Source organism: Paenibacillus sp. GD4 (assembly GCF_030846225.1).
Taxonomy (GTDB): Bacteria; Bacillota; Bacilli; order Paenibacillales; family NBRC-103111; genus Paenibacillus_G; species Paenibacillus_G silviterrae.
The window spans coordinates 998310-1024569 of sequence record NZ_JAVCYK010000002.1; the positions used below are offsets into that span (position 1 = coordinate 998310).

The following is a 26260-nucleotide window of genomic DNA, read 5'->3' on the forward strand; positions in this document are numbered from 1 at the left end:
TGCAAGAGGCGCTTTCCTACGGAATTATTTGCCGCCCATCTGATACAGATCCTTCATCAGGATGGCTTTGTCTTTGTTCTCGTCGTACCACTTGCCGTAGAAGTCGTCTACCTTCGCTCCGCCGGCCTTCTCCCAGGTTGCCTTCGCCTCCTGCACGAACTGATCGACCGTATAGGACTTTCCGCTCACGATCGCCTTGACCGCCAGGTCAATGATCGTTTTGTTGGCGTTGGCGTTGATCGGGGCGAGCTCCTGCGGCAGGTTCGGCAAATAGCTGCTGTGAGTAATGCCGGCCATAGGCTTCGCCGGGTCCATATAAGCCTTCTTGGCCATATCGATGATCTGAACCATATCCTTCTCCGCCGGAGTAGGGTTCACTTTGTTCTCCAAGCCGAAGCACTTGCCAAGCAAAGGCGCGAGCATATTCATATCCCCTGCATAGCCGAGCTCCTTCTTGTTCTTCTCCGCATCGATCGGTTCAGGACAGCCGTTGGCGCTTAGCTTATGGTGGACGCCCTCGAGCCCGTTTTGAATCGTATTGTAATACTTCTCGCTGGACATGAAGTCGATCATCTTGATGACCGACACCGGATCCTTCGCCGCTGCGTTAACCATTCCGGTCATTTGGATCGGCGTCGACAGAAGCGGGCTGTAATGGCCGAAGGAGGTTTTCGGAAGCTCAATCGGGATGATTTCGGCCTCCGGCACGTTTTTCTTCAGCGCTTCATAAATCTTCACATCCGCCCCGTTACCGCCGTAGATGCCGAGCTTGCCCGTAATCCAGGCTTGCTTCTGCTTCTCACCGTTCTTGTCCGTCACGAAATCCTTATCCGCAATACCGGCGTCATAGATTTGCTTCTGGAATTCGAGTGCCGCCTTCAAGCGGTCCCAATCATGCACGACCTTGCCGTTCTCGACGATCCAAGGGTACTGGCCTGTGCCGAACAGCGTGAAGTTGGTCCCGAACATATTGTTCAAAATAATGCCGGATACAAAGCTAAGCCCGATCCCCTGCGTATCCGCCTTTCCGTTGCCGTCTGGATCCTTCGCCGCGAACGCCTTAGCGACCTCCAGCAGCTCCTCCGGCGTCGTAGGTGCTTTCAGGTTCAGCTTCTTAAGCCAGTCGGCGCGGATGAACAAGTAATGCTGGGGTCCGAAGTTCATCGGGCGACCAAGCAAATACATTTTGCCGTCCGGCATCGTACCCGCTTTTTTAATAGCCGGATATTTCTCCAGCATTTGCTTATATTCCTTGCTGTGCTTGGCAATCAAATCGTCCAGCGGCATCAGCTGCTTCTGACTGTATAATTGTCCCTGATAGGCCGTATCGAACTCGAGAATCAGGTCGGGGGCTGATCCCGACGCGAACATCACGTTGAATTTCTGCAGCGATTCGAAGCGCGGCACCGTCACATACTTCACATCGGCAGGGCCGTTCTCGTTAACCCACTTCGTCCAGCGGTTGTTATCCATCGTTCCTTCATCCGCAGGAACCGTTCCGCGATCGTACAGCGATACCGTAATCGAACCGCGCTTCGCAGGCTCCTCCGCCGCATTCTTCGTATCCTCGGTTTTGCCTGCTCCATTACCGCCGCAGCCTGCCGCAATAAGCGAAAGCGCTAGTATCGCGCTGGAAGAGCGCTTCCAGTTTCTTTTTGTCATGAAATTTCGACCTCCCTATTCATTGTACATGATGGATCGACCCGCTTGCACTTTCCGAACTTGCTTCGGCCCTTCTGAAGGCAGCTACCCTTTCACCGCGCCGATCATCACCCCTTTAACGAAATACTTTTGCAGCAGCGGATAAACGACGAGCATAGGAAGAATGATGACCATAATACCCGCCGCCTTCATGCCCTCCGGTGTAATATTCGGAATTTCCTGCTGATTCATGGCGTTGATCTCCTGCAGAATCGACTGGCTTCGAACCATCTGCTGAATGAGCACGGTCAAGTTATACTTCTCCGGGCTGTTCAAGTAGATGAGCACGTTGAAGAACGAATTCCAATATTGCACGCCGTAAAATAAGGCAATGGTCGCGAGCATCGGCAGCGACAGCGGGAGAATGATCCGCAGCAGCAGTCTCCACTCGCCGCAGCCGTCCATGCGTGCCGCTTCATCGAGCTCCTCGGGGATATTCTCGAAGAAGCTTCGCATGATCAGCATATTGAAGGTGCTGACAAGGCCGGGGAACCACAAAGCGCCGTAGGAATCGATCAGCCCGAGCTGCTTAATCACAAGGTACGTCGGGATGAGACCCCCTTGGAACAGCATGGTGAATACTATGGCCAAAGTGATGAAGCGGCGGCCGTAAAATGCCTTGCGGGATAACGGATGAGCCGCGAAAATCGTGAAAATCATGCTGAGCACGACGCCGACAACAGTGATAATGACGTTATTGGTAAAGGCGCGGACAACCGGAGTGCCTTTGAACAGCATCTCATATGACTCTAATGTGAACTCCAAGGGCCACAAGGTCACGTAACCGGACATGACCGGGTCCTTGCCGCTAAGCGACAGGGAAGCCAAGTGAAGGAGCGGCAGGAAGCATACTAGACCGGCAACGGCCAGCAGGAAGTAGTTCACGCCGTAAAATATTTTTTCGGAAAATGAAGTGCGCATGCGTTTGTTTGCCCTCCTCTCACCACAGCTCTTTGTTAAAGCGTCTGGCAATGGCATTGGTAATCACAACCAGCACCAGCCCGACGACGGATTCGAACAAGCCGAGTGCAGCGGTCAGACTAAATTGTCCTCCCTGCAAGCCCGCCTGATAAATGAAGGTGCTGATGACCTCCGAAATGTTCGCGACAATCGAGTTCTGCAGCACGTAGACTTGATCGAAGCCAACCTCCATCACCCGGCCCATGGCCAGGATGAGCATGACGATAATCGTCGGACTGAGGCCCGGCAGCGTGACGTGCCACATCTGCTTCCATTTGCCGGCGCCGTCGATGCTCGCCGCTTCGTATAAGCTCGGGTCGATGACCGTCAGCGCTGCCAAGTAGATGATCGCGCTGAAGCCCGCTTCCTTCCAAATGCCCGAACCGAGGAAGATCGAGATCCAGGACCACTCATGGAACAGGAAGGCATAAGGCTCGCCGAGCAGCTTCGCTACGAGCTCATTCAGCATGCCGCCTTGGGAGAAGAGCGTGAGCACAATCCCTCCGACGACAACCCAGGAGAAGAAGTGAGGCAAGTAGACGAGCGTTTGCACCGTGCGTTTGAACCAGGTCTTTCGGACCTCGTTCATCATAATCGCCAGCGCGATCGGAAACGGAAACCCGACAAACACCGATAAGATACTGAGCACCAGCGTATTTCGGATGATTTGGACCGATTGTGCCTGAGTGAACAAATTGGTGAAATTATCGAACCCGACCCACTGGCTGCCCCAGATGCCCTCATAGAAGGTGTAGTTCTTAAACGCAATCACCAGTCCCAGCATCGGGGTGTACTTGAACAAAATATAGAACACGGCAACGGGCAAAAACATCAGCCAGAGCGGTACGTTCTGACGGAATCGTCTGTTGTTCCAAAGGGACCGGCGCTGCGTCGAGAGCTTCTTCTCTTGAAGACCCGCGTCCCATGCTTGTTGGTTATTCATGTGTGTACCTCCTTCCGGCTGTTTAGTATCGGCGACCGATTCGGTTCGCCTTGCTGAACTCACCTTATCCTCCGAAGCCGCTATCCGGCAATATTCATCTTTCTCGTATACCTCCTGCCGCTTCGAATAAAACAAAAAAACGCCCGGCAGCAAGGCTTTTCGCCTCGGCCGGACGTGATTTCATTCAGGGCTGTGCTCCTTCCGGTAATCCCCCGGAGTCGTGCCCTCCACCTTCTTGAATACCCGGATAAACGACATCGGATACAAATATCCAACTTTCTCGGCGATCGCCTGTACCGGCTCCGACGTCTCAAGCAGCAGCCGTTTGGCTTGCTCCACCCGTACCTTGGCCAGGTAATCGACAAATTTCTCGCCGAACTCCTCTTTAAAAATACGGCTTAACGTCTTCTGATTCATGTCGAAGGTATCGCTGATCTGGGCAAGGGACAGCTCGCTGTCGGCGTAATGCTCCATAATATATTCACGCACCTGAGCGGCGAGAGTATACTGCTCCCGGCCCATTCGAAGCCCGCGGAGCTGCCGGTCGACCTCGCCCAGCGCCTCGTACAGGTAGCTTCGGGTCTCCTCCACCCATTCCGGATCCTCAGGCAAATCCTGGATGCGCTGGAGTCCGTCAGCCCTCCATACCTCCTGCAGCTCCTGCGGCAGCTCCTGCATCTCCCGCTTCAGCTGCGCCTTGAACAGGCGAATCAGGCCGGTGACGTCCTCGCGGGAGTAAATGCCCGTGGATAAGGCTTGAAATGCCTGCCGCAGCAGAAGCTCCCAATCCGGGTTGCCGAGACGGAACAGCTGGGCCGCCTCCTGCAGCTCCTGCATTAAGGTATCCACGCCGGAGCCTTCGGCTAACGAGCCCCACTGCGGGTCATAAACGATGACCCTATTCGGGCCCAGCGAGATTTTGCGCTCCAGAGCCTTCTCCGCCTGCCGATAGGACAGATGGACTTGATGCGGTTCCCTGACGGTTCCCCCGATGCCGAACGTGATCGTAAACTTCAGGTACTGTTCCACCCAAGCTCGCGCCCGCTCCGCCATCTCGGTGATCTTCACGATCATCCGTCTCTCGCCGCCGCTGCCTGCCTTCCGGTAGAACAATCCGAGCCGGCTCGGAGTGACCCACTCCGTCCAGAGGAACTCCTCCTCTTCCCCGGCGATTTCCTGAATCGCGCTGCGCAGGGTAAACTTGAAAAGCAGCTGATCCCGAGCTGAATATTCGGAGATGAACCGGGCATACGCATCCATCTCTACAATAGCGGTGGCTGCGTAATCGAATGGCGCCTCGATCCCGAGCAAAGCGGACTCCCTGTGAAGCTCCTCTTTGGAGATCGGCCGCGTCCCCTCCATCAGCTCCTTGAAAAGCTGCGATCTGCGATAGATCATTCCTTCGGCCTGCTGCTCCTCGAACCGGTTTGATTGCTCGATCAGATTCACCAGGGCATGGTCGATGAAGGCAAATTCGTCCTTGACATCCGTTCGGTCGACATACCCCTTCTTTTGCTCCGTGAAGGACTGAATCCGGCTGACGACCTGATCGATCGGACGATACTGCCGGTGGCTGATATACGTCATCGCTCCGACCCCGCCGACAATCGCTATGAGTCCGAGGACGAACCATATGTACGAGAAGGTGGAGAGAAAAGCGAATACGCTGTGATGCTGCATACTCATATACAGCTTCCAGCCGGAATACGGAGAAGCCAGCACCACGCTGCCCTTCTCCGCCGCCGGCGCCTGCGGGCCGCATGGCCGCGCCGCCCCTTCGAAGCTGCTGCCGCCGGCATCCATCAGACAAGCGGTCCCGGTGCCGTTGTCGTACATCTCCTTCACGAGCGCCTGGAGCGAGCTGGAGCGCACGTTGATGACAATCAGGCCTTGAGCGCCGGAATAATAGGGCATTTTTTTAACTAAAGAAACAACCGACTTCTGGCGGTCATCGGAATCGTACAACGACAAATTTCTAACACCGCTCCACAGCATAGGCTTCGATGATTTCATAGCCTGCTCAATGAAGTCGCGGTCCCCGAAATCCTTAATTTCCGATGAGAAATGCTGCAGCAGCACCTTGCCGTCCGTTGCACGGTACAAATAAACGGAATCGATCATCGGCAGCGGTGCCACGAAGTCGAGCAGCACCTCGGTAACCCCATAATACGAATAGGGGGATTGCTCCCCCGTTTGTTCGAAATAGGCTGCAATCTTAGGATGCAGCAGTAAATTTTTGCTGGCGAGCGTATCGATATTCTGCAGCGTGGAGTCGACAATATGCATGACCTGCTGGGAGTACACCTCATACGTCTTCAGGGATTGCTTCTTCGTCAGCTCGCTGACACCAAGAAAGAACAACAGCATCAAGCAGAAGATGACCGCAAAAAAAATCGGAAGGTAGGATAAAATAAAACGATACAACCACTTTTTTTGCAAAACGCATCTCTCCTATAGCGTGTTGTGAGGTTCTTTCATTGTAAAGGATTCGCTCGGAAAAGCCTACCCTTCCCTCAAGCAATAATGTTCCAGCACCGGTTTCATCAAGGCGGCCAGCCGCTCTCCCATCCGCATGTGGCCGTAGGAGCCCGGATGGATCATATCGGCGGAGAGACTCGAATAGTCCATCATCACGGACGCGCCGTCCAGCAGGTACACATGCGGGTGCTGCAAAGCCTTCACTTGCTCCTGCAATATGTCATTATAACGTCTCTCCCGTTCTCCCGCGACCGTATCCGCTTGCGTAGCGAAGTTAGGATAAACCGTAATGACGAAAATCGGCTTCTTCGGATGCCGCGTGACAACTTGCTTCAAGAGATACTCCGTCCGTTCGGCAAACGCCTCCGGTGTGAATTGATCCCGCATATTCACTCCAAGCTCCAGTGTGATCACGTCCCAGTCCTGACGCTCGGCGAGGAAATCCGCCATCTCCTTCTCGCACAGACACGAGCCGCTCATTCCTTTGTTGGAAACGTCCGCCTGCAGGCGGCGGGCCGCTTGATCCACGTAGGAGAGCGGATACGTCATCAGGCCGTGCGTGATGGAGGAGCCGTAGGCCAGCCAGCGCAGGCGAGGCATCTCCTCGGGCTTCGGCGGCCGTACGGGATGCCCGAACGTGTTCAGACGCAGCAGCACGGCATTCGCCCGGCCGAAGATGATGCGCCATACCTCCGGTGCGAAGCCGCTCTCCAGCAGCTGCTCCCGCGGAATCATGCTCAAGCGCGGGGGCTCCTCCAGGTGGAGCGTAGTGGGTAAGCCCGCCTGCAGGCGATGCATGGAATGAAGAATGCCTCCCTTATACACCGCGACTTCCCCTTCGTTATTAGGGAGCTGCAGGGTGATCCGGACATTCGGGGCCGGGGTGACGAACCGGATCTCACAGCCGGTCGATTCCTCGGCAATGAATCGGCCCCGTTCTCCCAGCGCGTGCCTTACCTCCTGAGGAAAGCGGAACAGATGATAGCCACCCGCGTACTCCTCCAGCGCGGCGACATTGTGAAAGTGAAGCTCATCGATCTTTAGGCTCATCCTTATTCTCCCTGCGGACTCAGCTTGACCTCAGAGCCCGTTCTAGCAGATTCGTACAAGGCCGAAAGAATATTGATCATATCTACGCCGTCCTGCGGCGTATTCACCGGTACGGCTCTGCCTTGAATGCAGTCGATAAAATGGTGCAGATGCGGCGTATGTCCGACGTTATCCTTCGGCAGCCGCGGAAGCAGATCAACCAGCGTTCCCGCCACCTCGGTGAAGACTTTGGCTTCGCCGCGGCGGTAGCTGAGTCCGGCCCCCGTGCCGCGAAGCTCAACGAAGTTCATTTCCTCCTCGACATTGGAGGCCCAGCTGAACTCAATCTGCAGCGTTGCTCCGTTGTCGAAGCGGATAAAACCGGTGGCCAGGTCCTCCACATCGAAGGTGCCTTCATCCTTGCTTTCTCCAAATTGACTATGCTCCGAGTCGCTGATCGAGGAACCGGCAAACTTGGTATAGGCAGCGCCCGTAACCGAGACAGGGCGAGGACCGCCCATCAGCCAAATGGCAACGTCGATAAAATGTACGCCCAAATCAATGAGCGGACCGCCTCCCGATAACGACTTCGTGGTAAACCAGCCGCCCTTGCCGGGAATGCCGCGGCGGCGAACCCAGCCGCATCGTCCCGTATAAATTTCTCCGGCATGTCCTTCGGATATATAGTTCTTTAGGAACTGAACCGCCGGACGGAACCGGTTGTTCCGCATCGCCATTAGAATTTTACCGCTGCGCTCGGCAGCCGCAGCCATCTTGGCGGCTTCCTGCGGCGTTACGGCATCCGGCTTTTCACAGAAAACATGGATGCCCCGCTCCAGCGCCGCTACGGAAATTTCGCTGTGGTAGGCGTTCGGCGTACAAATATCGACGAAATCAAGATCCGGATGCGCCTCCAGAAGCTCGTTGTAATCGCTATATACGTGCTGAATCCCAAGCTCTGCAGCCCGCTGCCGCGCCCGCTCCGAATTCGTGTCGCAAAGAGCCGTCAGCTCCACCTCCGGGTGATTCTCCAGTGCCGGGGCGTGGGCCGATCTGAATATATTCCCTGCTCCAATAATACCTGCTTTCAATTTTTTGCCGCTCATCGTTGTTCGTCCCCTCCGCTTCATGAATGCTGTACAGCCGTACAGATAGCTATACCATAGGGAAGCGAGAGGGCTTGAGGCAATATTCACTTTTCTCGTATATGGCAAAAAAAGCGGTAAGGAGCGGGGGTGGACCGCCTTCCGCCTATTTCATAATCGTGTTTGATTTAATCACCGGCTACGGCAAGCCAGTGGCCGGAGTGTACCTCAACGAACCGGGATCGCTCCAGCCCGTACGGATCCGCCGCATTCGGATCTGCGGGAGGCACGAATGCTTTGCGGGATTCCGCGACCGGATCGGGCACGGGGATCGACGACAGCAGCGTCTTGGTATACGGATGCAGCGGGTTTGCGTACAGCTCCTCGCTCTCCGCCAGCTCGACAATCTTGCCCTTGTACATAACCGCTACACGATCGCTGATATGCTTCACCATTGACAGATCATGAGCGATAAACAAATACGTCAGCCCGAGCCGCTGCTGCAGCTCCTCCAGCAGCCGGACGATCTGGGCTTGAATAGATACGTCCAAAGCCGAAAGCGGCTCGTCACATACGATAAACTCCGGCTCGACTGCCAGCGCCCGTGCAATGCCTATCCGCTGCCGCTGTCCTCCCGAGAATTCGTGAGGATAGCGGCTCGCATGCGATGCGCTGAGCCCGACCAGCTCGAGCAGCTCCTCCACTCGCCGCTGCCGCTCAAGCTTGCTGCTCGTCATCTTGTGAAGATCGAGCGCCTCGCCGATGATGTCGACAATCCTCAGCCGGGGATTGAGCGAGGCGTACGGATCCTGGAAGATCATCTGGATATGGCGGCGCATGATCTTCATCTCGCTGCGGTTCAGCCGATTCAGCGGAATCCCCTTAAACAGCACTTCGCCTCCCGTCGCTTCGTTGAGCCGCAGAATGGTCCTTCCCGTCGTAGATTTGCCGCAGCCCGACTCCCCTACCATGCCTAACGTCTCCCCAGCGCGAATGCTGAAGCTGATATCGTTGACGGCTTTGAGCATTTGCCCTTTACCTAAGCTGAAATGCTGCTTGAGCGAGCGCACCTCCAGCAGAGGATGGACATCCGGTGAACGGGGGACGGCCGCAGCGGGCTTCGGCTTCTTCTTCTCGTCTAGCCGCGGCAGAGCATTCAATAGGCATACCGTATAAGGATGCTTCGGAGCGTAGAAGATATCCTCCGTCGTACCCGTTTCCACGACCTCGCCGTCCTTCATGACCACGACTCTGTCGCACATCCCTGCCACAACCCCCAGATCATGCGTGATCAGGACGATGGAGGTACCCAGCTTACGCTGAATTTCCTTCAATTGATGGAGAATCTGAGCCTGAATGGTGACATCCAGCGAGGTCGTCGGCTCATCGGCAATCAGCAAGGAAGGCCGGCACGCGAGTGCGATGGCGATCATCACCCTTTGGCGCATCCCCCCGGAAAATTCGTGCGGATATTGGTCGTAGCGGGCTTCGCCATTCGGAATGCCGACCAGCTTCAGCAGCTCGATCGCCTCCTCGCGCGCTTCCTCTCCGCTCATCCTGCGATGCTTGATCAGGCTCTCCTCAATCTGCCGCCCGATTCGCATCGTCGGGTTCAGAGAGGACATCGGGTCCTGGAAAATCATGCCGATCTCCCGTCCCCGAATCTGCTCCATCTCCCTGTCCGTCTTATCCGCCAGGTTCTGCCCATGGAACAGCACCCTTCCTCCTTTCACCACCGATGGAGGCGTCGGGAGCAGCCTCATAATCGTGCGCGCGGTCACGCTCTTGCCGCTTCCCGACTCTCCGACAATGCCTAACGTCTCTCCCTTGCGGACAGCAAAGCTGACATTGCGAACCGCTTCCACCTCCTTATCTCGAGAGTAGAAGGATACCGACAGCTGCTCTACTTCCAATATGTTTGTCATCCTGCTCACCTGTTCTATAAATTTTTGGGAGATTAAGCGGCCACATAGTGCTTGCACACTAAAATAATGTTTCACTAGTTTCAAATCGTAGCGAAAAATTGTTTTGACCAACTATTGACATCAAGGTACACGCCTAATAAAATCTACTATATCTATCGGAATAATACAATATAAAGTATGAGAGGTAAAGGGGTATACGAATGTGACTGGACATACCATACAATCCCAGCTCCTTCAACGGCTCGGGGACACGTATTCGAAGATGCTGCAGCATCCCTCGTATCGCTACTTGCTCTTGCTCACAGGGACGCCGGTGAACCTGGCCGTCTATTTCGCCTTTCTGCGCAGCAAGAGGAAGGGGAAACCGAACGAGATGCTGTATAAGCTCGAGCAGGAATGGATCGCGGCCGGCTATCGGGAACGACTGCTGATGGAAACGAAGGAGCAGCTTGAGCGCAAGCATCGGTTTTTCGGTCAACCCGTTGAATGGTCAAAGCTGAATCAGGAAGCGGAAAGACTCACAGAGGTCAAGTGGAGAGAGAAGCTGCACAATCACGCGAATGATCGGCAGGAAGACCGAATCACCTATGCGGATACGTTCGCACAGCTGGTCAAGCATCCGCTTTTTCTGGTGCTTTCGCTGCTCCCGGGGTGCTGCATGTATCTGCTAATGCTCCTGTTTGCCAATCCTTATCTCAAATACATCGGGGAGCGGCTGATCATGACGATCTTCGTCATCCTCGGCGTCGCCTTTCTGGTATTTACCATTCTTTATTTATCGCCTATGAATCCGGCAGCCAACATCATCGGCGAAACGGCAACACCGGAGCAGATTGCAGCATTCAACAAGCTCTATGGATTGGATCAGCCTTATCTCGTACAGCTGTGGGATATGTTTCGGGATATCGTGACCTTTGACCTCGGAAAATCGTTTGCAGGAAACGAGGATGTCACGGCATCCATCGCCAAAAAATTTCCGGTGACGCTGACGCTGGCGGTCATCTCCACCGTCGTCGCCGTACTGATCGCTCTGCCGATCGGGCTGATCTCAGCCACTCGGCCTCATTCCTTCTGGGATTACACCTTCATGCTGCTGGCACTGATCGGCTTGTCGATCCCGAATTTTTGGCAGGGCTTGATATTGATCCTGAATTTCTCGATCAAGCTGCAGTGGCTGCCCGCCACCTATAACCCGCAGAATGCTCTCACGATGATCCTGCCTGTAGTCGTTCTGGGTACGGGCCTAATGGCGACGGTCGCCAGAATGACGCGTTCTTCTACCCTGGAAGTGATCAACGAGGATTATATTACGACAGCCCGGGCCAAAGGTTTATCGCGGTCGCAAATCTTATGGAAGCATGCTGTGGGTAATGCTCTGATTCCGATAATTACGGTAATCGGCTTGCAGTTCGGTGCCATGCTCGGAGGGGCGGCGGTAACGGAGAAGGTTTTCAATATTAACGGAATTGGAAGCTACATCGTGGACAAGCAGTTCATTCCCGATATTCCCAGCATTATGGGCGGGGTTGTGTACACCGCCATCACCATCTCCATCGTTAACGTCATCATCGACATTTGTTATGCCTTTATCGATCCAAGAATTCGCTCGCGAATGAAACAATACTAGCAGGTGATGCATGTGACCCAATCCATTACGCTTTCCAGACAGGATCAACACTTTCGATTCAAAACCAGCATCGACTATTCGCAGGCGGGATTTGCCGCAGCCGCTACTCTGGCTCTCTCGCTAGTGCTGCTGCTAAGCAGCTTCACCTGGCCGGATCTGGCGATCAAGCCCGCTGTATTCATCGCCTTCCTGACTTATTCGGCCTTCGGTCTACTTCAGATGGGTGTCCTGATGCAGATCCGCCGGGATTTGATCCGTCACGGTGCGATAAACCAAAAGACCCGGCGTTTAGGCTATGTACTGCTCCTTAGCCTACTGACCGCTAATATATTCATGGTCAGTGCCGCATTGCAGTTGGTGAAGAAGAAAAAGAGCCCTGCATATACACTTGCCGTTTATTCATTACTAACGACGGTGTTTGTTTTCGCCGTATCCTCTTTGAATGTTTTTAAGCCGTATGTTTCGAACGGATTTCTTACCGGCATGACAGCCCTGCTTGTGGCAGCGGTCATCCAGCTGTTTTCCCTTCTTGGGATAGCACGGTTTTACGACGATGAGCGCCCCTTGCCTCAATGGTTATACGGGGTCGCCGCTTTGCTGCTGATCACCTCGGTTACGGGGAATGTATTCGCATTGGCGCTAAGTATTTTGCTTATTTCCAAGCTCCGGAATCGGGAAGGACTGGCCGGCGCGAAGCTTCAGGAGACGATGGATCGGCTGTCTCGCAGCGCCACCTCCATGCTGGGACTATTCTTTATCGGTTTTCTGCTCTCGATATCCCTGTGCAGCTATTTCACATTCGATTATGGTATGGCCATAGATAACAATTACGGAGCCATCCTGCAGCCGCCAAGCATGGCCTACCCGCTCGGCACGGACAACTTCGGCCGCTGCCTGTTCTCGCGAATTGTGTTCGGCGCCCGCATCTCGCTCTTCGTGGGAATCGTATCCACTCTGATTCCAGTGGTGATCGGAGGCGCACTAGGAACCCTATCCGGCTATTACGGACGAAGCACGGATAATCTGATTATGCGGGCCCTCGATATTCTTTACGCCATTCCGGGAATTTTGCTGGCCATTGCGATTATCGCCGCCTTCGGCGCCAATACGTTTAATCTGATTCTGGCGCTGAGCATAGGGGCTATTCCGACCTATGCACGCACGATGAGAGCGAATGTCCTGCTCGTCTCGACGCTGGAATATGTGCAGGCGGCACGCGCCTTCGGCGCAGGGGATGTTCAAATTTTACTAAAGCATATCGTGCCGAACTCGCTCGCTCCCATGATCGTCAAGTCCACGCTGACCTTAGGCGCCGCCGTCATCTCAACCAGCAGCCTGAGCTACCTCGGACTAGGCGTCGAACCGCACATTCCGGAGTGGGGCAACATTCTGAAGGTAGGAAGCGCCTATCTCGAGACCCATGCTTACACGGCAATTTATCCCGGCCTTGCGATCATCGCTCTCGTTCTCTCTTTCAACTTTCTGGGAGACGGCTTGCGGGATGCCCTAGATCCGAAGCTGGACTAGCTCTAACTTACGGAATCCTCATTCATATTCCATAGCCTCTACGTTTCGTAACATGCAGGAATGAGGAATGAATGTGCGTTCATAGATACTACTGCTATATTGGGAGGAAAGAAATCCATGATGATCAAAAACAAACTCGTCATTCCTTTAGTCCTCGGCGCCTCGCTGCTGCTGAACGGCTGCAATCTGACAACCAAAGACGAATCCACGGCGAAGCCCGCTGGAACGGAAGCCGTCTCCAGCGCCCCTGTCGATATCGAGCTGCTGGGCATGAGCTCGAACGAGACGGATCTTAACATCGTTCGCGACCAGCTGACGAAGAACGGCTTTAACGTCAAGCTCAATCTGCAGCCTGACTACGGCACGTTCAAAGCGCAGCAGGATGCGGGCAACTTTGACATTGCCTTATCAAGCTGGACTACAGTAACGGGCAATCCGGATTATGCCGTACGTTCCCTCTTCAAAACAGGCGGTGACTACAGCATCCTGGCCGATGCCGAAATCGATAAGCTGATTGACCAGGCCTCCACACAGACGCAAGAGCAATTCACAGAGACGTACAAGAAATTCGAGCAGCAGCTGGTATTTGACAAGGCCTATATTGCTCCACTATATAGTTCGCTCAAGGCGCAAGCCTTTAATCAAGACATATTGAAGAAGGAATCTGTAAGGCTGTCCAAGTCACGCTCCCTTCCTTGGGAAGAGCTGGATTTCAAGGACGCGTCCAAACGCGCCAAGGAACCGATCATTCTGCAGTCCACATCTCCTTCGTTAACATCGCTTGACCCGATCAAGGGTAATGACGGCTCGATCAACATCATCAACACAAACCAGTACGTACGCCTGCTTAACCTGACGGACGACGATAAGCTGACAGCCGAAGGCTCCTTATCGTATAACTTCGCTATTGCCGAGGGCAACTCGGACTACTATTTCGTCCTTAGGGACGATATCCGCTTCGCCCGGATTAAGGACAAGCTGGCTGCAGACTCCGGTGAGCGCGTCGGTGCGGAGGATGTCATTTTCTCGCTGAACCGGGCCAAGAATAAGGATTCCGTTCCGAATCACCGCACCTTCACCTTGCATGAGCATATCCAAAAGGTGGAGCTGGTGACGGACCCTGCCGTTCTGGAATCGGCGAAGCTGTCGGGCAGCTCCGATACCGTAAAGTCCAGTTTGGATAAAGGACTTGCATCCAAAATCTCCACCCTCGTGGCGGACAAGTCGCAGGCTAGCAACAAGGATGGAAAATATCAGGTCGTCAAGCTGACGACAACGAAGCCGTTCCCGCAAGTGTTGAACTACTTGGCCCACCAGTCCGCAGGGATTGTGTCCAAAAAGCAAGTAGAAAGCATCAACACCTATGATGTAGCCAAATATGATGTAAACAAGGACATTGCTTACGGCGACCAATCGGCAGTGACGGAAGGGCCGAAATATAACAACACCCTGTTCACCAGCGGTCCCTACATTCTCGCGTATAAAAATGATTATGAGGCCGTTTTCTATAAAAACCCCGGCTACATGCCTGGCACAAAGTATGAGCCGAAGGTAAACTCCATCAAGGTTCGATTCATTAAGGACGCCGAAAGCTCGCTCTCCGCGCTCCGCAGCGGTGAAATCCACCTGTTCTACGGGGTATCGGAAACGAAATTCGATGTGGTTAAGGCAGACAGCAAGCTTTCCCTGCAATCCATACCGAGCAACGCCGTCTCGTACCTGCTCTTCAATACCAAAAACCGCGATATCGCCAAGAGCGCCGATTTGAGAAAAGCAGTTCTGTATTCCATCAATCAGGATGAGTTCCTCGCCTACTATAAAAATAACAAGTTCAAAGCAGTATCGACCTTAAGTCCGATCGTGAAAACGGGATTGGAGGTCAAAGCAGACCCGGCCAAAGCGAAGGAATTCCTCGCCAAATATACATCCGGCAAGTAATGAAGAAAGACTGCCCCGTTGTCCTGAATAGGATCGGGGCAGTCATTTTCAATCCATGCATCGTTAGGAGTGAAAAGATATGATTGCTCACAATAAGGAACCCGTTACATTGTCCCAATGGGATGCTCTCCTGCTGGAATCGCTCAGGAATTTGGGGTGGTCGGAGGATGAGCTGCTTCGCCGGGTGCACGCAGGCGAGCTCCCCGCGGATGATAGCCAGTTCCAGTTTGATTACTCTCGCTTAACGGAGCTGGCAGGCAGCCATCCGTCCGATTTCGAGCAGGCCGTGCGTCAAGGCTACCGGATCAAATACAATACGCTGCGAGGCATCGCGAGCTGGATACGGCTCGCCTTGGGTCAAGAGCCTCAGCTGCTGCTGGAGCCTGGGCGCGAATCGGTTATCTGCGCGTTTCATGCGGAGGAACATGCTCGTCTTGCTTCAGTTCTCTCTTACGGATGGGTCGTTCGCAAAGACAGCTCTGCCTCAACTGAGGAGAAGACGGTTTATTTGATCGAACCTCTTATACGAGGCTGATTCAGATAATGACTTTTCAGTACTTCCATATCGAATCGTTTCTACTTCGTTTTCTACGAAACGATTTCCGCGATCCGCTACAGCACCAATTCCTCGGAACAATGCCAAAGGCTGCCGCATATTCCTCTCCCTCCTTCTGCAAGATTCCACTCCTGGCGGGTGTCTTCTGTCATGCACATTCTCATAGAATCCTCATACGATAGTGGAGAGCTTATAGTACAACCCCTAGGCTGAAGGGAGAGGATTGTGTTGGATTCGCGCTGTAGCGTGCATTCCGGGGGCAAGGCGGCGATTGATGTATTCATTCCCGCTATTGACAAGGATTTGCCGACATTGCCTTATGTTATCGATGCCGTCCGCAAATATGTCAGGCATCCTATAGGCAAGATTCATATTGTAGCCCCGATGAGTAAGCAAATTCGCGCTCTTTGTGCCAAAAAAGGGTGTAAGTTCGTTCACGAGCATAGGGTGCTGCCCATTCGAAAGAGCTACATTGATTATCGATCCCGGACATGGGACCGCTCCGGCTGGCTTTACCAACAGCTCCTGAAATTAAACGGAGATACGATTTGCAAACGCGATTTCCTTGTAGTCGATGCAGATACCGTTTTTATTCGTCCGCACCGATTCCGCATTGGAGGTAAGGCGGTATTTTATTGCCGGGATTGGAGCCAGCCTGAATATTTCACCACCTACCAAAAATTACTAGGCCGTAAGAAAGCAGCTCCACGCTCCTTCGTAACGCACTATATGCTGTTTGAAAGAGAGAAGCTGCGGGAGCTGAAAAGGAAAATCGAGAGTCGCCACGGCCAGGTTTGGTACAAGGCAATTATCCAAAGCATCAACCGAAGGAAGCAATTCGGCTTTTCCGAGTTTGAAACCTATGGAAACTATGTTTACGAGAAGAACCCTTCTCAATGCGTTCTAAAGTCTGCACGAAATAAGTCCCTTTCTACTAGCGCAGCGGGACTCTCCGATAAACGGAGGAAGCGTTTGGCCGCAACTTATCGGTCCTTATCTTTTCATCAGCGCAAAATCTATCGGCGAGCCTCCAAATCGCCCGGTACCTAAGGGGGGCTGAAGTTTGCACATCATACTATTGTCGGGGGGCTCGGGCAAACGGCTATGGCCCCTCTCCCATGGCACTCGCACCAAAGTATTCTTAAAGCTGCTCACTTCGCCGGACGGCGGCAAGGAATCAATGATTCAGCGAGTCGTTCGTCAGCTGGGGGATGCTGATTTATTGAAATCCGCCTTAGTCGTCTCTCACCATACCCAGACCGAAATCACCCGCAATCACATCGGCGATCGTATACCTATCATCAGTGAGCGCCACAGACGCGGGACCTTCCCTGCCGTTGCTCTTGCCACGACCTACTTCTATTCTAAGCTCCACGCCGATGAGAAGGATATCGTCTGCTTTCTCCCGGCAGATCAATTCGTGGAATCAAGCTTTTTCGACATGATCAAACGCCTGCCCGACATCCTGGATCGCTCAGGCGCGGAGCTGTCCTTGATCGGTACGGCCCCCACCCATCCTTCCAGCCAATTTGGGTATATTGTCCCGGCATCTGAGAGCAAAACCGATTATCATAGAATCGAACGTTTTGTGGAGAAGCCGGATGAACAGCTGGCGAAGCAGCTGATTGCGCAGAAGGCAATGTGGAATTGCGGAGTGTATGCGTTCCGACTTGGCTTCTTACTTACGATTCTGAAGAAGGCAAACCTGCCGGTACTTTTTGATCATTTGCTTGAGCACATGCCACAGTCATCGGAGCTCAGCTTCGATCGGGAAGTTGCGGAACGCACAACGAACTCCATTATGGTTCCCTACCCTGGGACTTGGTTGGATCTGGGCAGCTGGGACAGCCTGTCGGCTCGGCTCGGCAGTCCGGTGACGGGCACGGGCACCGTTTCGGGTCAGGCCATTGATACTCATCTGGTCAATGAACTCGATATCCCGATTCATGTGATTGGCGGACACAGCCTCATTGTTGCTGCCGGACCCGATGGCATTCTCGTGGCCAACAAGCAGGAGAGCCATCAGATTAAGGAGATTCTCACGGATGCGGAGAATCATTCTCAAATCATGTATGAGGAGAAGCGGTGGGGAACAAAGAAACTGCTCGACTATACGGCAGCCGGCCAGACCGGGTGCAGAACATCTAGGGTCCGGATTGCGGCCGGAAAGCACACGAGCTATCACCTTCACCAAAGGACCGGTGAAAAGCTGCTTGTGCTGGAGGGAGACGGCGAAATCATCAAAGATGGAGCTCTCATTCCGGTAGCTGCCGGCCAGCTGCTCGAATTCCCTCCCGGCTGCAAGCACGGACTAAGGGCAACTACTTCCCTCACTTATCTTGAAATTCATATCGGACCTCACAACGTCAGTAGCGATCACATCCAATTGGATATGGATTGGCCGGGGGAAGCAGTTCATTCGCCGAATGACTAAGAAGATACGACTTTATAGAGAAGGGGAAATGAAGTTGAAACAAGAGCGCAAGGGACGAACCCTAACAAGCAAATGGATCAAAACGAAGGCGCTGTTGAAAAACAAAGAGATGCGAAACTATATCCCCGAGACGCGCCTGTATAGTCGTTCTTCGCTGCGGACGATGATCAGGAAGCACAACATGGTCTATGTCAAACCGATTAACGGCACCGCCGGAAATGGCGTGATTCAGGCATCCAAAATGGCAAACCGCAGATTCTCGGGCTATCGTTATCAGTTGGGCACAATGAAACGAGTCTTCCGCAGCTTCGACGAATTTTATACTTCAATGAACCGAAATAAATTAAAGAGGCCGTATCTTGTTCAACAAGGTATCCGCCTCCTCACCTTCAATGGGCTTCGCTTCGATGTACGTGTTATGGTTCAGCGCACAGCCAAGCTTGACTGGAGAACAACAGGATATGTCGGCAGAGTCAGCCATCCGAAGAAAATTGTGACCAACTATCACAGCCAAGGTAAACCGCTCCCCCTGGAACAGCTGCTGGATCCGTATTTGAAAGGGAAGCAAAAGCACCGATACTTGGCCCAGCTTCAGCGGCTCGGGGTTCGTATCGCCAAGCAGCTGCAGAGGACTTATCCGAACTTCCGGGAAATCGGCGTTGATATTGCATTGGATTCGAATTTGCATCCGTGGGTGCTTGAGGTGAATACCGCTCCGGATGTGCACATTTTTAATGCTATTAGGGATAAACGGATGTTTCGCACTGTGCTTCGTTATTCGAAGGCCAATGGAAGATATAAAAAAGTAAAGGGATAGTTTTAAAAGGGGGCAGCTGCGCTACGACTGCTCCCTTTTTTATAATTATGTTATATTTTCTAACATATAATTGGCATTTTGTAACAACTCCTTCATATTTATTAAAAATATATCCTCAATAAGTGTTATATTTATTGACATAAATGTTGTTAAATGATAACTTTATGTTAGTTTTAATTACATAAAATACGAACTAGGAGGACTTTCATGAAAAAAATCGGAAGAACCATCGTAGGTGCCTTACTCGCGGCAGCTGTTGCTTTAACCCCAGTCATTCCATCATCAGTTATTACAGGGTTAGCTATTGCCGAAACTCCCAAGAAGCTGCCGCATGTAGTCATCGTCGGCATGGGCGGCACCATCACAAGCACCGCCATCGGTCGTGAAATGTTCCAGTCCTACGGAACGGAGAAGGTTTCGATTTCCGACATCCTCTCCAGACTGAAGCCGGAAATTTCGAAGGTTGCGGACGTAACCGTCCATGAGGTATACAATATCAGTTCTTCTGCCACAACAACGAAGCACTTATATGATATGAGTCTTGCGATCGACGAACAATTAGCGAAGGAAGACGTTGATGCCGTCGTCGTGAACGCCGGTACGAATATTATGGAAGAGCTTGCCTATTTCGCCGACCTGACGGTCCAAAGCGATAAGCCTGTTGTCTTTACAGGCTCCATGAGACAATCGAATACATTCTCGTTCGACGGCGAAGCCAACCTCTTTAACGCCATCCGATTGGCGGCAAGCGGTGAAACAGCTTGCTACGGAAGTGTACTCATGCTTAATGATGAATTTTTCGCGGCAAGGGAAGTTACCAAAACCGATGCTCTTCGCCTGGATACCTTCGACGGCGGTCGGTACGGGGCACTAGGAACGGTGGATGAGGATCGCATTCGCAGCGTGAGAGCGCCGGGCCGGGTGAAGGCCTGCGGACAGGATTCCTGGAAAACGCCGTTTGATCTGAAGAAGGTGAAGCCGGAGGATATCGCGAAGGTAGAAATTGTCTACAGCTATGCGGAAGCTAGCGGACTCCCGATCACGGCACTTGCCGATGCGGGCGTGAAGGGGATCGTTACGGCGGGTCACGGTGCCGGCGGCATCTCCACGGAGCAGCAGACTGCCCGCAAGGAAGCCATTGAAAAAGGTGTCCTGTTCGTTAGCACAACACGCGCGGGCTCCGGCGCCGTATATGACACGAATACGCCCGGCATTATCGGCGGAGCCGATTTGCTCCCGCAAAAAGCAAGAATCCTGCTGCAAATGGGATTAACCTTCTCCGACGATCAGGAGCAAATTCGCCAATGGTTCGCATCCATAGGGCTGCCTGAGTTCAACATGTCGGACTACAAATAAGAATTGAAGATTAGCTAAGAAGCTCAATACCTCTAGGGGTTGAGCTTCTTTTTTAGCCTATACACCCGGGCTCCTTATGATCCCCTCCTCCTTACTCTACTTCTTCTTGGCCTCCTCTATACGCTTCTCAGCCAACTCGGATGCTTCTCGCAGTGCGGTATTGATATCCTTCGTTCCCTTTTCGACATTTGTGAACGCCTTATTATACTCACTCGAGACGATGGAATCATATTTATGCATAGCGCCCTTCGGTGCCGGTTTCGACTCCAGGACAGGACTTACATTTTTTCCTTTGAACACCGGCATGGCTTCCCCAAAGTGCTTATTAAGCTCCTTGTTATTGGAGGAGGTCAGGAACCCGTGCTTTACAAGCTCCAGCTGCGGCTGCTCCGAGAGCAGATACAGGATGATCTGAAATGCGGCTTCCCTGTTCTTGCTGCTGCTGGTGACGTGAAGGTTGTGCGAATCGACGGCCTGCGACACGCCGGGAGCTTCCTTGAAGCTCGGGATTTGTACCATGTCCCAGTTGAACGCCTCCCCCTTGGCCTCCAATTCGGCGATCCAGGACGGAACATCCGCGTACATCGGCCACATCGCGAGGTTTTTGTCCTTAAGAAACGCATCCTTCGGAGCCTTCCTTTCCTGATTGCCCGGGATGCTGTACAAGCTAAGCAGCAATTCGTATGAACGCTTGAAGCCCTCATTCTGCAGCAGCGCCGGTTTTTCGGTCTGGGCATCCACATAGCTTAGGGACAGCTGTCCGGTGAAGCTGTTCAGCGAATGGTCCAGACCGCGATAGCTGATGCCGTTATCCGAACGAGTCAGGCGCTTCGAGAGGTCGATCACTTCCTCCCAGGTCATACCGTCCTTCGGGTAAGGCTCGCCAAACTTATCGAACAGGTCTTTGTTATAATACAAGGCGGACCAGTTGACCCAGAACGGTAATCCGACGATTTGCCCCTTTTCGCCCAGTTGACGTATCGTATCCATGGCCGGCTGATTCAACTTGCTCAAATCGACGTTGTACTTCTTAATCAAGTCGCTCATATCGGATAAGAGCCCGAGCTCCTTGTAAGAGTTCAGTCTGGGCGGACTGTTATATAAGATATCCGGGAAGCTGCCCGTTACCACGAGTTCATCCGGATTCGTCCCTTTTCCTCTTCGGACAAGGTCCAGCTTCACGTTAGGAAACTTTCGGGTTACCGGATCGATAACAAATTTCTTATACCACTCGTCGGGCAGGCTGATGTCGACATACATAGAGAGGTTCGCCGTCAAGCTGGTATCAAATGGCTCTGTCGCCTCTTTCGGAGGGACCACCACCTGTTCGTTGATTTCCTTCCCTCCTGAGCAGCCTGCTGCGAGCGCCAGCACTAATGTTGAAGAAACCGCCAGTCTAAGCCTTCCTCCCCAAGCCTTCGCTGTGTCCATAGCCTACGCCTCCTAAGGTTTGATTACTCCTTTATACCTGTAATGGTTACGGTTTCCCCCGCCTTAAGCTTCAATTCGTAGTAGCCCTTCCCCCAAACAGCCGGCGCTTCCGTGATGTCTTGGCCGTCCGCATCGTAACGATCCATCCATTCCGGAAGCTTCAACGTGATGGCTGTATCCCTGCTTGCGCTAAGACAGGCACTCAGCTTGCCTTCCGCCCGGTCCCAAGCGACGGTTACCGTACCTGTGCAGAAACGCAAGCCCGCATACTCGCCTCTCACCCATTTGTCCGGCACGGCCGGGAGCAGCTTCACAAGCGTCGGGGACACGTACAGAAGCATCTCCTGCACTGCGCTGATTACGCCCATTGCGGCATCCAGCTGAATGGGAGCCTCATTCATATTCATACAAATCCCCATGTTTCTCCAATCGTTATGCAGCGTAAACAAATTGCTCAACAGGCAAGATCGAGCCAGGATATCCAAACACTCCAACGCACGGTTTCCATCCCCCAGGCGGGCATAAATATTGGACATGGTAGCAAGCGACCAGCCGCTCTGGGCCCCTATGAGCCTTCGCTTGACAGCCGTTTCGAATGCCTTGAATAAGTCCGGCTCTGTCTCTCTGGTACATTCCTGACCAGGGAACACCGGATAAATGTGCGATAAGTGCCGGTGCTCATAGCGGTCATCGAAATCCGAATGCATCCACTCACGAATAGCTCCGTCCTCATTAACCCGATAGGCCGGGATCCGCTGCAGCATAGCCGTCCACTTGGGAATTTCCTCAAGATATAGGCCCGCTTCCCGGCTACCTTCAATGAGGTATGTCAGCAGCTCCTTCAGAATTGCCAGGTCCATGGTTGCGTTAATGGTCGTAGGCATCGGGTGAGCAAGAGGCCTCCCGTCCGTCGGCATAAAGTTAAGCGGCGTATTCTCAGGCGATACGGAAGGGTAGTACAAGACAGAGCCGTCCTCATCCAGATGTATGAAATCCTCATAGAACAGCGCTACCTCCTTCATAAAGGGCAGCACCTTCCCTACCAAAAATTCGCGATCCCCGGTATACAAATAATAATCGTAATAATGCCGGGCAAGCCAGCCAGCCGCCCCCGTCCAGTTCATGATGACAGGTACGATCTGGTTAGGAACGCCGGTTCCGGGAGTCGTTCCCGCAGGAATATAGATACCCCGGCACCCGTACAGCTTGCGGGCATTATCCCGGAAATCGTCCATCATGCCTTCATAGTAGCGCACGAGAGCAGGCATCAACTCCTCCAGCCCGCCAACCAGCGCATGCCAATACATCATCTGAACATTCTGGTTCGCCATATTATGGCACCACACCAAGCGGTAATCCCCGGGCCAGAGCCCATACATGCCGAAGGGCTGCCCTTCCGGCGCCGTGCCGGAAATAAACAAGTACCGCCCGTAAGCCCACATTTTCTCAATCAAGCTGACTGGCGCTTCCCCATCATAAGCTTGAAGCAGGAGCTCTTCATTGTAGCTGTGATCCTGATCGCCGAATAAATTCAAGGAAGCCGAGTGAAACAGTCTTTGGTGCTCCTTGACGTGTTCATCAAGCAATTGCGTATAGGTTTTCCCGATCCGAGACAGCTCCTCGTACAGCCGGGGCCATTCCGTGCTGCGGTCGCTTTGAACAAACACCTTCGCCAGCGCCATAACCCGGTTAGATCCTGCAAATTGCAGCTTATCGCCTTCCTGCCTGATCGTTCCTCCATCCGACACGAGCCGAAGTACGATACCAAAATCTTTGCCTTCATCGCTGGTGGCCGCATAGTACAAATACGACCCTTCCGCCTTCACCTCTACCGTACTCTCCAGCTCCTTGTATTTATCGGAGGTAGTGGAACCGTCCGTTCTATGAAGCCTTAACAGGAACTCGCCTTCTACCGCGTTGTCTGCACTGCTGATTTCATAAACGACCATCTGATCGGTGCGTGAAACAAACAGCTTTCGCGCTAACGCAGCTCCCCCGTCCTGCCATGCCACTTGAACCTCCCCTGTCTCCATATCAACGCTTCTTCGATATTTGCGGAACGCTTGCGTGCAGGGCATGTTGAGCGAGATATCCCCCAGCGGCAGCTTGGATGCCAGTCGCGTAGCATAGCCCGTTTCCTTCACGGCATTGGTTAAGTTCCAGCTGGCATCGAAGTACTTTCCTTCCGACATCAGCTTGCGCGTTTCCTCCAAGGTATGGCTCACGTCAGGTAAGGCATCCTTTCGTCCCCAATGCCACAGATCTTTGTGATTCAGAAGGATGGTCTCCTCCTTGATGGCACCATAAACGGAAGCACCGATAGTGCCGTTTCCGGAAGGCAGCGCTTCTCTCCACATGTTTTTCCACCAGGATGCGGGATATTTTAAGAAAAGCTTGTTTTTGAAGGCATTGGTTTTCATCTTCGGCATTTTGTCACTCCCTGATCGTCTACTCTCTTCCATACTAAAGGGAGAATCTGCCGTTGTCTTTGTGGAAAACGCTTTCCTTTTGTCTTATTTTCCGGTACGATTTAGTAAAAATGGACTTTGCTTTTTGGGGGCGAGGAGGTGCCGGCTTGATGAGAATCCCGGTGTATAGGCTGAAGGTTGACTATCTTACGCGCTATTCCGATTTCAATCCGCTCTTATTGTTTGCGCAAAAATACGAGTTCACCCCACAGGAGCAATGCCCCCTAAGGGTGTGCTATGCCAATGCGATTATTCTCGTGGAGCAGGGTCGTGGCTCGATTCTCCTTGGCGATGCCGAGCATGCGCTTCAGCCGGGCTCCCTGGTGTATATCGCGGCCGGAATGCCCCATCAGTGGGTTTCCGATCAGGAGGATCTGATGATCCACCGCTGCGCTTATTTCGATTGGGCCTATGTCGAGCGGCCGGACTTTCATTACCAAAGGGATTATTTTCGAGGAATGAATCGGCCTTTCGTGAAGGAATGGGCAAGCAGCCTGCCGGGAATGCAGCTGCATGAGGTGATGCGGATCAGCCATCTCGCTATGTGGCTGTCCTACTTCAATGCGTTTACACAGCCCCCCTCCTTGTTAGGCGTGCGGAGTCCCGTCGAGTCGTTGCAATATAATGCCGCCTTCCAAACGTTCCTGCATCAATACCTGACGATAGCCGTGCGAAGCGAGGCCTGGTGCGATCCGCGGATTACCCAGCTGCTTGGCCGAATCGATAACAACCCTTTGGAGGAAGCAGAGACGGAGCTGTACCGCTGGGCCAAGGAATTGGGTCTGGGGAAAAGCCGCTTTCATGAACTGTTCAAAAAAGAGACCGGTCTTACGCCGTACGAGTATATTCAGAGGCGGCGGGTATATCAAGCGGCGGATGAGCTTTGCGCCACGAACTTGACGGTCACAGAGATTGCCCGCAAGTACAGCTACTCCTCGATCCATTATTTTTCCAAAGCGTTCCATAAGGTCATGGGCGTCTCACCTACTCAATACAGGATGAAGCATCAATGAGTATTCGTCATTTTTTAAGTGGAAACTCATCAGTTGAGTTTGTAAAATAAATTCATAAAATACGAGAAACGTTCGGGAGGCGAGATCATGAAACGGCTTACACTGAATGTCCAGCAATCCTGGTGGTCGATGGGAGGTCTTGGATCGAAGGGAAAGGAATGGTCAACGGAGGAACGGTTTGAAAAAATTGCCGAAGCCGGTTATTCCGGTATAGCAGCACGATTGCCCGACCCGCAGGAGAAGGAGAGCTGGCAGCGACTGCTGGAGAAATACCGCTTCAGCTTCGGAGTCATGACACAGCCCCGTTCGACCAAGGAGATTGTGGATACGCTGCATGCGGCCGCCGGCTTTGGCCCCGTCTCCTACGTCAACGCACAGGTCATGGATGCCTTCCTCATCGGGGACGAAGCGATTCGCCTACTCGAGGAAATCCTGGAGGCATCCGAGCGCGCCCGCATTCCGGTGTACATTGAAACCCACCGCGGCACCGTAACACAGGACTTGCAGCGGACCGTCGATTATTGCAGCGCCCTACGGCGTCTGCCGCTCACTATCGATCTGTCCCATTATGTCGTCGCAGGTGAGCTGAACGGCACCTCCGAACGTGCCGAGGCTTATTTCGATCAGCTGCTAGGGCACACAGCCTGCATTCATGCGAGGGTATCCGATGGCGAGAAGATTCAGGTGGATGTTGGTCCGGACGGCGACCATCCGATGGTGAAGCACTTTCAGCGATGGTGGCGAAAGGCGATGACACATTGGGCAGCACAGGCAAAGCCCGGTGATGCGCTGCCCTTCGTAACCGAGCTGGGGCCGCCCGGCGGCTACGCCATTACACGCCGGGATGAAGCCGGAAACGTCGTTGAGATCTCGGACCGCTGGCAGCAGACTCAGCTGTTCAAGCGTATGGCGGAAGCGCTGTGGGCCGAAGTCACAGCAGACATGAAATAACGTCAGCCTGGGAGGTGAGGC

General features: G+C 53.2%; 19 protein-coding genes. 10 read left to right on the plus strand and 9 right to left on the minus strand.

All coding sequences use genetic code 11. The annotated features are described in order from the left end of the window. Nucleotides 1-24: 24 nt before the first annotated feature. From RAC89_RS27275 to RAC89_RS27305, 7 genes are all read right to left on the minus strand, one after another. On the minus strand, nucleotides 25-1662 hold the full coding sequence (locus RAC89_RS27275; protein WP_306616870.1) for an extracellular solute-binding protein: 1638 nt from the start codon (nucleotides 1660-1662) through the stop codon (nucleotides 25-27). A gap of 84 nt (nucleotides 1663-1746) precedes the next feature. Then, nucleotides 1747-2622, minus strand: coding sequence for a carbohydrate ABC transporter permease (locus tag RAC89_RS27280; RefSeq protein ID WP_284646055.1), 876 nt, complete (start codon nucleotides 2620-2622; stop codon nucleotides 1747-1749). Nucleotides 2623-2641: 19 nt separating this feature from the next. Continuing rightward, nucleotides 2642-3604, minus strand: coding sequence for an ABC transporter permease (locus RAC89_RS27285; protein WP_306616871.1), 963 nt, complete (start codon nucleotides 3602-3604; stop codon nucleotides 2642-2644). A 180-nt stretch (nucleotides 3605-3784) separates the two neighbouring features. Continuing rightward, entirely contained in the window at nucleotides 3785-6043 is a 2259-nt protein-coding gene (locus RAC89_RS27290) for a helix-turn-helix domain-containing protein (RefSeq protein WP_306616872.1), read from the minus strand. A 63-nt stretch (nucleotides 6044-6106) separates the two neighbouring features. Next, nucleotides 6107-7132 (minus strand): SGNH/GDSL hydrolase family protein, encoded by a 1026-nt coding sequence (locus tag RAC89_RS27295; RefSeq protein WP_306616873.1) that lies wholly within the window; start codon nucleotides 7130-7132, stop codon nucleotides 6107-6109. A 2-nt stretch (nucleotides 7133-7134) separates the two neighbouring features. Then, nucleotides 7135-8217: a Gfo/Idh/MocA family protein gene (locus tag RAC89_RS27300; protein WP_306616874.1), complete on the minus strand. Its 1083-nt coding sequence runs from the start codon at nucleotides 8215-8217 to the stop codon at nucleotides 7135-7137. A 167-nt stretch (nucleotides 8218-8384) separates the two neighbouring features. After that, nucleotides 8385-10121: an ABC transporter ATP-binding protein gene (locus tag RAC89_RS27305; RefSeq protein ID WP_306616875.1), complete on the minus strand. Its 1737-nt coding sequence runs from the start codon at nucleotides 10119-10121 to the stop codon at nucleotides 8385-8387. 262 nt (nucleotides 10122-10383) lie between these two features. On the opposite strand from RAC89_RS27305, the gene RAC89_RS27310 reads away from it, so the two are divergent. From RAC89_RS27310 to RAC89_RS27345, 8 genes are all read left to right on the plus strand, one after another. Next, entirely contained in the window at nucleotides 10384-11748 is a 1365-nt protein-coding gene (locus RAC89_RS27310; RefSeq protein ID WP_306617817.1) for an ABC transporter permease, read from the plus strand. A 6-nt stretch (nucleotides 11749-11754) separates the two neighbouring features. Continuing rightward, a complete protein-coding gene (locus RAC89_RS27315; RefSeq protein ID WP_306617819.1) occupies nucleotides 11755-13275 on the plus strand; it encodes an ABC transporter permease in 1521 nt (506 codons plus the stop codon). A 117-nt stretch (nucleotides 13276-13392) separates the two neighbouring features. After that, complete coding sequence (locus tag RAC89_RS27320) at nucleotides 13393-15213, plus strand: ABC transporter substrate-binding protein (RefSeq protein WP_306616876.1); 1821 nt, start codon at nucleotides 13393-13395, stop codon at nucleotides 15211-15213. 79 nt (nucleotides 15214-15292) lie between these two features. Further along, complete coding sequence (locus RAC89_RS27325) at nucleotides 15293-15748, plus strand: hypothetical protein (protein ID WP_306616877.1); 456 nt, start codon at nucleotides 15293-15295, stop codon at nucleotides 15746-15748. A 249-nt stretch (nucleotides 15749-15997) separates the two neighbouring features. Then, nucleotides 15998-16819, plus strand: coding sequence for a DUF6492 family protein (locus RAC89_RS27330; RefSeq protein ID WP_373430068.1), 822 nt, complete (start codon nucleotides 15998-16000; stop codon nucleotides 16817-16819). A gap of 13 nt (nucleotides 16820-16832) precedes the next feature. Continuing rightward, entirely contained in the window at nucleotides 16833-18203 is a 1371-nt protein-coding gene (locus tag RAC89_RS27335; protein WP_306616879.1) for a sugar phosphate nucleotidyltransferase, read from the plus strand. 34 nt (nucleotides 18204-18237) lie between these two features. Beyond that, on the plus strand, nucleotides 18238-19020 hold the full coding sequence (locus RAC89_RS27340; protein ID WP_306616880.1) for a YheC/YheD family protein: 783 nt from the start codon (nucleotides 18238-18240) through the stop codon (nucleotides 19018-19020). A 207-nt stretch (nucleotides 19021-19227) separates the two neighbouring features. After that, the gene (locus tag RAC89_RS27345) at nucleotides 19228-20376 is read left to right on the plus strand and encodes an asparaginase (protein WP_306616881.1); all 1149 of its coding nucleotides are present in this window, start codon (nucleotides 19228-19230) and stop codon (nucleotides 20374-20376) included. A gap of 96 nt (nucleotides 20377-20472) precedes the next feature. Here RAC89_RS27345 and RAC89_RS27350 read toward each other — a convergent pair whose 3' ends face one another. Further along, the gene (locus RAC89_RS27350) at nucleotides 20473-21807 is read right to left on the minus strand and encodes an ABC transporter substrate-binding protein (protein WP_306616882.1); all 1335 of its coding nucleotides are present in this window, start codon (nucleotides 21805-21807) and stop codon (nucleotides 20473-20475) included. 23 nt (nucleotides 21808-21830) lie between these two features. After that, nucleotides 21831-24236, minus strand: a complete 2406-nt coding sequence (locus tag RAC89_RS27355; protein WP_306616883.1) for a glycosyl hydrolase family 95 catalytic domain-containing protein — start codon at nucleotides 24234-24236, stop codon at nucleotides 21831-21833. A 149-nt stretch (nucleotides 24237-24385) separates the two neighbouring features. On the opposite strand from RAC89_RS27355, the gene RAC89_RS27360 reads away from it, so the two are divergent. Both RAC89_RS27360 and RAC89_RS27365 read left to right on the plus strand, forming a co-directional pair. Then, nucleotides 24386-25288 (plus strand): AraC family transcriptional regulator, encoded by a 903-nt coding sequence (locus tag RAC89_RS27360; protein WP_306616884.1) that lies wholly within the window; start codon nucleotides 24386-24388, stop codon nucleotides 25286-25288. An 87-nt stretch (nucleotides 25289-25375) separates the two neighbouring features. Beyond that, entirely contained in the window at nucleotides 25376-26239 is an 864-nt protein-coding gene (locus RAC89_RS27365; protein ID WP_306616885.1) for a sugar phosphate isomerase/epimerase family protein, read from the plus strand. The last annotated feature ends 21 nt before the right edge of the window (nucleotides 26240-26260 follow it).